This is a genomic window from Candidatus Poribacteria bacterium (genome assembly GCA_021162805.1).
Lineage (GTDB): Bacteria > Poribacteria > WGA-4E > B28-G17 > B28-G17 > JAGGXZ01.
In genome coordinates, this window is sequence record JAGGXZ010000196.1 from 1 (window position 1) to 9193 (window position 9193).

6 protein-coding genes are annotated in these 9193 nt (G+C 55.9%); all 6 read right to left on the minus strand.

Going from position 1 to position 9193, the window contains the following annotated elements:
• Positions 1–255: 255 nt before the first annotated feature.
• The 6 genes from J7M22_15990 to J7M22_16015 all read right to left on the minus strand — a co-directional run bounded on the left by J7M22_15990 (position 256) and on the right by J7M22_16015 (position 8903).
• Positions 256–645 carry a type II toxin-antitoxin system death-on-curing family toxin gene (locus J7M22_15990; GenBank protein MCD6508108.1) on the minus strand — a complete coding sequence of 130 codons (390 nt, stop codon included), beginning with the start codon at positions 643–645 and terminating at the stop codon, positions 256–258.
• Entirely contained in the window at positions 642–857 is a 216-nt protein-coding gene (locus tag J7M22_15995) for a hypothetical protein (protein ID MCD6508109.1), read from the minus strand. The genes J7M22_15990 and J7M22_15995 overlap by 4 nt, the downstream gene beginning before the upstream one ends.
• 84 nt (positions 858–941) lie before the next feature.
• The gene (locus J7M22_16000) at positions 942–5459 is read right to left on the minus strand and encodes a DEAD/DEAH box helicase (GenBank protein ID MCD6508110.1); all 4518 of its coding nucleotides are present in this window, start codon (positions 5457–5459) and stop codon (positions 942–944) included.
• 141 nt (positions 5460–5600) lie between these two features.
• Positions 5601–6935 (minus strand): B12-binding domain-containing radical SAM protein, encoded by a 1335-nt coding sequence (locus J7M22_16005; GenBank protein MCD6508111.1) that lies wholly within the window; start codon positions 6933–6935, stop codon positions 5601–5603.
• Positions 6936–6943: 8 nt separating this feature from the next.
• Positions 6944–7894, minus strand: a complete 951-nt coding sequence (locus tag J7M22_16010; protein MCD6508112.1) for a hypothetical protein — start codon at positions 7892–7894, stop codon at positions 6944–6946.
• A gap of 4 nt (positions 7895–7898) precedes the next feature.
• Positions 7899–8903: a hypothetical protein gene (locus J7M22_16015; GenBank protein ID MCD6508113.1), complete on the minus strand. Its 1005-nt coding sequence runs from the start codon at positions 8901–8903 to the stop codon at positions 7899–7901.
• Between the last annotated feature and the right edge of the window lie 290 nt (positions 8904–9193).

Genomic DNA, 9193 nt, shown 5'->3' on the forward strand with positions numbered 1-9193 from the left:
ATATCGCTTTCCGATGACTCCTCCCCCCGGACCACCGATCCGAACAGCGCTACCTTCCGCACACCCCAGGGTTTAAGCGTGTCGATTATTTTATCTCGCAGCTCATCTATATCTGTGCGTTTCATCGCCGTCAACTCCTTGGTCTTCCCATATTTAGCGAGTGGCGAACGGCGAGTAGCGAGTAGAAAATTTCCCCTATTCGCCACTCGCTACTCGCCAATTAATCATAGATCTCCTCTCGACGCGGACTTTCTCTTATGTCTCTCCCCATGGCTCAGTATTGTTTATAATCCAATCGGTTATCTCCCGAATGTTTTTCTCTCCTCGTGCGATCGCCCGAAAGAAAGGTTCCACCTCCTCAGAGGGTTTCAAGCGATGACCGTTTAATCGCAGACATACATCGGCGGCTACTAAAGCTGTACGCTTATTACCGTCCGCAAAAGGGTGAAAGGCTATTATCGAGTGAATCAAAGCTGCCACCTTACTCCAGAGATCGGGAAACATCTCTTTTCTTCCGAAGGTTATAAAAGGCCGAGACAAAGCCATTTCCAACTCCCCTGGGTTTGTTATTCCGTGAACGCCTCCAGTTTCATCTATTACCCGCTCGTGGATGAGGATCAGCTCTTCTAATGTTATCCAATTCACTTGGCAAGCCTCTCCAGGGTTTGGCGATGTTCATCGATGGATATATCTGCGAGTTTCTCGATATACGCTAAACGACGCCGATCCAGAGGAGCTGGTATAAGCAGTATATCTTCCCCGATCTCTATGACCTCGTAGTCTCCCTCTCCCAGTTTCCCAGCGGTATCTATTATTATTTGACCAGCCTCCTTTTTAGCGATGCCCAGATACTTCATCCTTTTCCTCCCTGATCTTTTCTATGTCCCTTAGGCTCATCAGTAGCGAGTAGAAGATCTCCCCTATTCGCCACTCGCTATTCGCTATTCACCACTCGCCCCAAACACATCGGGATACTGACTGATCTGTCCTTCCAGATCCTCGTCATACCGGATGACGATCACCCGATACCCGAGATCTCTGAGTTCACTTCGGACGAGCCTATCCTTTCTCCGCTGTTCTGGATCGTCATGAACACTTCCGTCGCAGAAGACGCATACGTTGGGCTCGTAGAAGAAATCGGGAATGCAGTTGTAGTCCTGCAACTTCCTCTGTGCCTCATCGGGCAAGCGGCGGCCTGTCCTGTAGAGATGATCTATGAACCGACGTTCCAGCTCGGAGCGGGAGTCGGTCAGCGATCGAAGCCATCGGTAATGCTCCTCAGGCGAGCGACCGCCTCCCACCGAGAACGTCGAGCTCGTGGATAACTGCGCGAGGAGATCTCTGACGAGATGACGGTTCATCCGGTGATGATCTCGCTGGTTGTAATACGAGAGCAGGCAATCGTAACAGGCGAAGTTACAATCGGGATTTGTGTCGCTGAGCGTATCCGGGTCGAAATGACATCTTTCGAGCGCAGCACGAGCGACTTGAGCCACTGCATCGGGCTCATCGACGAGCCGTCTCAGGACACCCAACCCGCCTTCTGCTGCCTCCCAGATCAGTATCGCCCTGTGCTCGCCCGATCCGATCCGTTCCGACGCCAGCTCCGACTCCTCCACCTGGAACGTCACCTCGATACCCCGTTGAAGCGCATACTGGAACGTGGCCATTTGATCCTCGTCCATCTTGAGTGTCACGGAGGAGTAGATCAGAAGGACATTCACGGTGTCCTGAACGAAGAACCTAACGTTATTTTCGACATCGGCGTCCGAGGCGACCACAGGCGGTCTGTTCTCATCCCTCTCGATTCGACTTAACAGGCTTCCCGTGTTCAGATCGACCTTGAATCCCTTTTCCCTTCTGTTCCGCCATCCGTGATTGATCCTGAAGATCGTCGCCGTCGGAGCGTAGATCAGCCGGAGAAGCTGCGTATCACCCTCAGCATAGACTCCCGCTTTTTTGACGCGCTTTCCTCCTCCGGGCGCGGGTGCGAAGCGGAAGTGGGTGGTCACGTCATAGCCGAAGCGCATCCGCTCCTCCTCGTCGCACGTGATCCGCTCGCGCCGCCATGTCCTCACATTGGACATCTCCATCAGCTTTATCACCTGACATGAGTCGCCGTCCAGCCGCGTTCCGCAGTTCTCACATAGATCGAGATCGATCCTGCCGTGGAAATAACCGCATACCCTGCAGAGTTTCGCGTGAGTGCGGCGCCCTCGGAGTCCACCCGGCGGTGAGATGAGCGATACGACCTGGTATTTCGCGCCCTCATGATAGATCACGTTCTCCGGACCGAACTCCGTTATGGCTAAAAAGCGCGGTCGAGAGATGAACTCGCCCTCCTTCCTCGGAACAAAAGCCCTGAGGGGCAGCCGCGGGAAGTTGTATCCGGGGAGGAACCCCTCGCTGGCCAGATACCGGTAAGGGTAGAAGTCCGACTCCTCCCTGGTAGTTCCGACGTTACAAAGCAGGTTGCGCTGTCGGATCGCCTCCTCAAGCTTCGCCTGAGCCTCCCTTTGTCTGTCGCGGTCGAGGGTACGGAAGAGCAGTTGTTGCGCCTCCATAAGCTGAGCCATGGCGGCGTGATAGAGCTCCCTCCACCGGTCGAAGGCTCTATCGAACACCTCTGGAGCGTTCCGAACGACCGTCTCGACCCATTCCTCCGAATACCATCCGCCGGCCGACAGATCCGGCTCACAGCTTCCTAGAACGCTCATGACCTCCTCGGTGCATTTGCGGATCTGGTTTTCCGAAAGCTCGATCCGCGATCGAATCTCCTCCTTGAGCGGAAGGCTTTCCCGATCGAGGTCCAATATATCGGCGATGGAGCCTCCGAGCGGGAGTCCCGTTCTAGCGAGCCATATGGCGTGAACGTGAGCTTTGATAAGGTCTTCGTTGGACAGGTCCAACCTTGGCGCTCGCACAGCTCCGGCGACCATATCCCTTCGGTTCCTGAAGAAGTATCGGTCATGACCGCTGTAGGCCGAGCAATAGGTCATCACCAGGGCGGGATCGCCCTGTCGTCCGGCTCGACCGCTGCGCTGGGCGTAGTTGGCCGGGGTCGGCGGGACGTTGCGCATGTGGACGATCTGAAGGTCCGATATGTCTATTCCCAGCTCCATGGTGGGCGAGCAGAAAAGGCATGAGAGATCACCTTTGCGGAACCGCTCCTCCCGACACCGCCGATCCTCATATGAGATCTGAGCGGTGTGTTCCCGTCCCTCGATGCCGCGCAGTTGAAGGGCTACGCTCCGATAGAGCTCCCCGAAAAACTCGTTCGCGCGACGCTGAACCTCGGCGTAAAACGGGCTCTGAGCGCGACGGGAATAGATCGGATCGAGGAGCGGTGGGCCGTCGCCAGGGCGCCAGATGAGCGACGGCGCATCGATCTGGACGAAGCTCACGCCCCTTTCGCTCCCTCTCCTTAGAATCCCATGGGCGCAGAGCAGGTCTATCAGATCCCCGATGCACTTCAGGTATTCGTCAACCGAGAGGTTCAACTGTCTCCTGAGATAACGTCCGATTAGACTTCTCTCGGAGAGGCTCACCCCGGAGATCGATCTCTTAGATTTGGTGGAGGGCAGGATGACCCGTCCTGCTCTCCTCAGCTCTTCCCTTTCCTCGAACCCCCACTGCTCGTTTATCTCACCTTGAACCCTCCTTCGCAGTTGCTGCTGTTCCACCTCCCGGAGACATGCCGCGTTGATCGCGAGCTTCCTGCGGAAGTGATCCAGGATCGTTCGGGTTATCTCCTTTCGTTCACCAGGGGAGAGGTCTCTAAACGGGCTTATGTTCTCCCATTTGGAGTCATCGGAGCAGAGCTCATCCAGGCCGAGATAATCGATGCGTAGAAGCCCGCATTGCTCCAGATTCGGCTGCACCACCCGCCATCCCCGCCTGAGATCCTCGTAGATCCGATACTCTATAAGATCGCGGAAGGTTTTCCAAACCTGCTTTCCCATCTTGCCGTCGGGGGCCAGATCGGGGTCTCGGGCGATATCCTTAAGCGTTACCCCCATCGCCTCAACCACCCTGTCGACGATCTCATGGTAGCGCAGTTCCCCGTAACGGCTCAAGGCGGCGTAGATCGCTGAGCGCAGGAGCGGATAGAGCACCTTCCGCCCCTCCCCGTCCGATACGTAATACTGCGCCTCCATCGTCAGATGTCGCGCTTCAGATGGTTCCAAGGTCGCATAGACGGCGTGTCCCTGAGATATGAACCGGTGGAGCTTGAAGGCGAACAGCGGGTTTCCGTCGGGAAGCCTCATCCGACTGCCCAGCAAAAACATCTCCCGAAGCCTCGCCTCACATCTTCCCTCGTCGTATCCGGTCAACTCTGCCAGCCTGCGAGCGCCCTCTTTCAGGCTGATCGGTGCACGTCGTCGCAGGTTGCCGTCCAGCTCGACCTCTATGCCGAAGGTGGACTCGATCCACGGCGTCAACGGATTTTCCAGCATCTCCTCGAGGGTTTGAGGAGGGGCGTCCTCAAGGGCGCGCCGCAGTTCCTCGTTAGTGGGCCTTCGGAGCGATGTCACGCTCCGCAGCCTCTCTTCGATCACGTTTTCGGGTTTAACCTCGACGCCGAAGATTTTGCTCGCAAAATCGGCGACCGCCTTTTTGCGTTCCTGGGCGGTCGTCTCCCGCCCCGCCACCATGGTAGCGCTGGTGCCGATGCAGAGCAGGTTCGGATTCCCGCACCGCTCCCTCAAACGCCGGATCAATAAAGCCACATCGGCGCCCTGTCTGCCCCGGTAGGTATGAAGTTCATCCAGAACCAGAAATTCCAGTCCGGATGTCGCCCGGTCTACGAACCGGCCCTCCTCCGGACGAACCAGCATCAGCTCCAACATCACGTAGTTCGTCAGCAGAATGTGCGGCGGATTTCGCTGGATCCCCTCCTTCTTCTCCCTGTTCTCCTGACCGGTGTATCTATCGAATCGGACCGGCAGCTTCCTCCCTGTCTTCTCCTCAAACTCCCTCTTAAGGCGCTGAAGCGACTCGTACTGTGAGTTGACCAGCGCGTTCATGGGGTAGACGATGATGGCCCGAACCTTGGGCTCCTGGGAGCCCTCCTTCAACACTGCATCGAAGATGGGGATGAAGTAGGTGAGGGTTTTGCCCGAGCCCATGCCGCTGGTCACTACGAAATGCTCGCGCTTTAACGCCCGTTCGATCGCCTCCTGCTGGTGGCGGTAAAGCCGAATCGGTTTTCCATCTCGATCGCAGAAGATCTCCGCACAGAGCGGATGGAGCCCTCCTCGAGAGTATAGCTCAGATACCGTCTCCGCCATCTCGTAGGCCGGATTTAGCTGAAGCAGCGACTCCGGCCAGAGGGCGTTCCTACGGATAAGCTCATCCTCAACGAACTGACGCACCCGCTCATCGTTGATGGAGAGAAAGCTCTGCACATAACGGGCGTAGTCCCTGATGATCTGCCGGCTGAGATCGAATATGCTCATCTCGAATTAACCTTCCATTATCGGATTCGCCAATCACGCTCAAAAATATATCACAAATCACCGTGGATCTCAACAGGAGAATCTCGAACTGTGATGAGTTTGCTGATATAGGGTGCGACGACTGAGGAGCGGGCGTTATCCTCAGAGCAGATCCCGGTTAAGCTGACCGGCCAATGCCTTAAGCCTGAGTATCTCCCTTCTCTCGCTCTCGCCCATCAGGGGCATGATCGAGTTGTTATGTAACAGTGGATCCGCGTCAGGCGGAAAGTTGAACTCCTTGACCGCCCGACGCCACTCCCCTGTGCCCGGTATCGGCGAAAAAAGCGCTATCTTGACCTGCACGCCGCATCGATGGACGAAACGGACCGTCCTCTCGACCTCATGAACGCTTTGTCCGGGAAGGCCGGCCAACACATAGGCGCCGACCTCCTCAGCTGTGAAGCCCGCCCTCTTGAGCGATTCAACGGCCCTGACGAAATCGTCGAGCGACGTCTTGCCACCCGTCATCCGCAATCTCTCCTCATCCGCCGTCTCCAACCCCAATCTTATCGTCTTGAAGTTCGCCCTGAACATCAGCTCGGCTATCTCAGGGGTTATCAGGCTGGCATGTAGCCCGTTCGGCGTGTGGAATCTCACCTTCAATCTCCTGGATATAATCATCTCAAGGATCGGGATCATATGATCCTCAGCCCTCACGAGCAGGGCGTCATCGTAGAAGGCGACATCCTCAACGCCGAACTGTATATGGTATCGTTCGATCTCGTCGACGACCGATTCGGGCGATCTGGATCTGAAGAGGGGATGAAGGAGCCTCGAGGCGCAGTACGTGCATCTCATCGGACATCCACGTGACGTGAGGACGGCGATATACGGGAGCAATCCATCCCGGCGCGGCATCAGATCATGGGCCGGCTCGGGGAGCGTATCCAGATCTGAGAGGCTATATCTTTCGATCCCCGAGGAGCTCCCGGTTATCTCATCGGCGAGTTTAAGCGCCTCTATCTCGCCCTCGCCCCTGATGACGAAATCCGCCCCCGAAAGCCTGATCGCGTGATCGTAACAGAGGGTGGCATATGTCCCGCCCAAGGCTATCGGGATATCCCCCCAGAGGGATCTGATCGCTTTGATCGCCTCAAAGACGCCCGGATACCAGTAGGTCATCTTGGAGGTGATCATGACCAGATCCGGCCTGGGCGTTCGTCTCAGCAAGCTCAGAAACTCCTCAGGCGATATACCGTATCTGCCATATCTGCGCGGCACGTCCCTCAACAGGGAAGGTTTGGGTATGATCTGCTTGGGTATTTTCCAGGTGTTATATCTTCTGAGCTTCGCCGGAGGTGGCGAGACGACGCAGTCGATCAACCTCACCCGATAGCCGTTCTCTCTGAGCACCCTTCCGATCGAAAGCAGCCCTATCGGCTCCATCCAGAAGTTGTACGCCGCGAAATCATATATCCAGGGGTTGATCAGCAACACGTTTCCCTTCACGGCGATATCAGCTCGAAATCCCCTTCATTTTCCAGGGCTAGTCTCCTGAGCATATATGCGCCGGGGCTCTTCTCGTTCAGCCCCATGCCGATGGCGTAGATCCTGGCCTTAATTCTATTGGCCTTCTTGAATTTCCTGGCGAGCTCCGTGGGATTCAATATCCCAGCGTTGGGGAGCCCGTCGGTGACGAGGACGATCAGATCGGGGTTCATTCTCAGGGCGTCCGATAGGGGGGCGAACAGGTCGGTCCTATCGTTTCCCCTGGTGGACTCGGCCGTGAATCTCTCCATAAATCTGAAGGCCAAAGCCACGTTTTTCTCCGTGGCCGGAACCGGATTTCCCCTGAACCTGATGGTTCTCTTGTGGAAGGCTATCAGATCGAACAAATCGTTTTCGGACAGATCTGAGATCGATTGACGGAGATAGGCTTTGGCCATTCCCAGCTTATCGAATCCCGATGACATGCTCGCCGATACATCCAGGCAGTAAACTATCCTCCGCCTCTCGCCTAGACCGCCGACGAACCTGAGGAGCTTGGGCTTCCGGATGAGCGAATAGGATGGGATGGAGGCGAGGTTCGAGAGGGCTCTCTTCGGCTCAGCCAGACCGCCTCCCGTCGTTCCCCCCAGATCAGGCACCACGTCGAATCCCTCGCTCTGCCCGGAGATCCTCGCCGCCGTGGTGATGCCCCTGAGGACGGGCGGAGGCAGTTTCACGACGGGTTTCGTGGGGGAGGACGGACGAGGGGTGGAGAGGAGCGGCTGGACGACCCTCGGCAGGGAGATCCTCTTCACGCGGGGCCTTTCGAGCCTGACGTTCAGGTCGACGTATACCCCCTTTGCGGCAGCCTCTCCTCCCGATCGCCTGCTGAGGTGTATCGCTAGGATCGTCACGAAGATGAGATGTAGGATTATCGAGATGATCAGGGCTTTTCCCGTTCTCATCATAGTTTCACTTTAACCTCAGCACGATTCCCCATTCGCCTACGGCATAACAGGCGATTTCCCCTGTCGTCTCATCCTTGTATCCGGATACATCCGTCAGGACTGAATTGGTGAGGGGCTTAACCTTCACCCAGCTTTTTCCTCCGTCCTTTGTCTCCAGTATCAGGCCGCTATCGCCGACGACCCATCCAATTGACGGAGTGACGAAACACACGGCGCGAAGACCGTAGTCGCTCACCTCCTTCGGCACCGGCATCAATCTCCAATTTCTACCACCATCTGAGGTATGAAGTATCACGCCATCCTGCCCGACTATCCATCCCTCTTTTTCGTTCAGGAAAAAGACATCGTTCAGATCGGAGATCACATCCTCGATGGGGACCTTCCTCCAGCTTTCGCCACCGTCCTCAGAGCGCATGATAATCCCGTATGCGCCCACGATCCATCCGGATTTAGGTGTGTTAAACCAGATGGCGTTATAGTTATATCGCATCTCTCCCGCTCTTGCCCGCTCTGAGCTGATCAGGTTCCAGGTTTCACCCCCATCGGTTGTTTTCAGGAACGTCCGGGTCTCACCCACCGCCCATCCTTTTTTCTCGTCTATGAAGAAGGCATCTATAAGCCGGGCAGCTCTGATCTGGGAGCCCTTCCACGTCTTTCCCCCGTTACCAGTTTGGTATATCAGGGCGGTTCCTCGAAACCCCCTCGATCTCACACCCACAACGCAGCCGAACTCCCTGTTAAGGAAAAATCCTCCCCAAAAGATAATGCCCATATCGTCCATTTTGATGTTCCTGGCAGACCACGTCTCTCCGCCATCGGTTGATCGCAGGATCAGCCCGTTTCCCCCTGCCGCCACGACCGTTTTCAGGTCTAGCGCCTTGACGAACATCAGATCGCCTTCGATGCCATCATTTCTGGTGAAATCGTCCTGTCTGATCACCTCCCACTCGGGATAGGCTGATCCCACCACGAGCGATGCGATCGCCAATGTGAGAAGCATCCATCTCATAATCCAAGCACCTCCTGTTCTTGATGTTTTGGCCGTGTTCCCCGATCCGTTCCAGGATAATCCGCTTTCCCTTAAGGCATTGAAACTTCCGGGGAGGATTCATCCGGACATTTTGAATGAATCTCCCAGGGAATTTTAGACTATCTCTCGCCGTTTTTCAACTGTACGCTATCGTTCATGTATCGAAAGGGAGAGGAGAGATGGAGGAGGTGACAGGGCTTCATCGCAAGAGCTTGATACGACTGATGAACTCACCGATCTGTAAGGCGCTTGATTATCCAAGTGCGGAG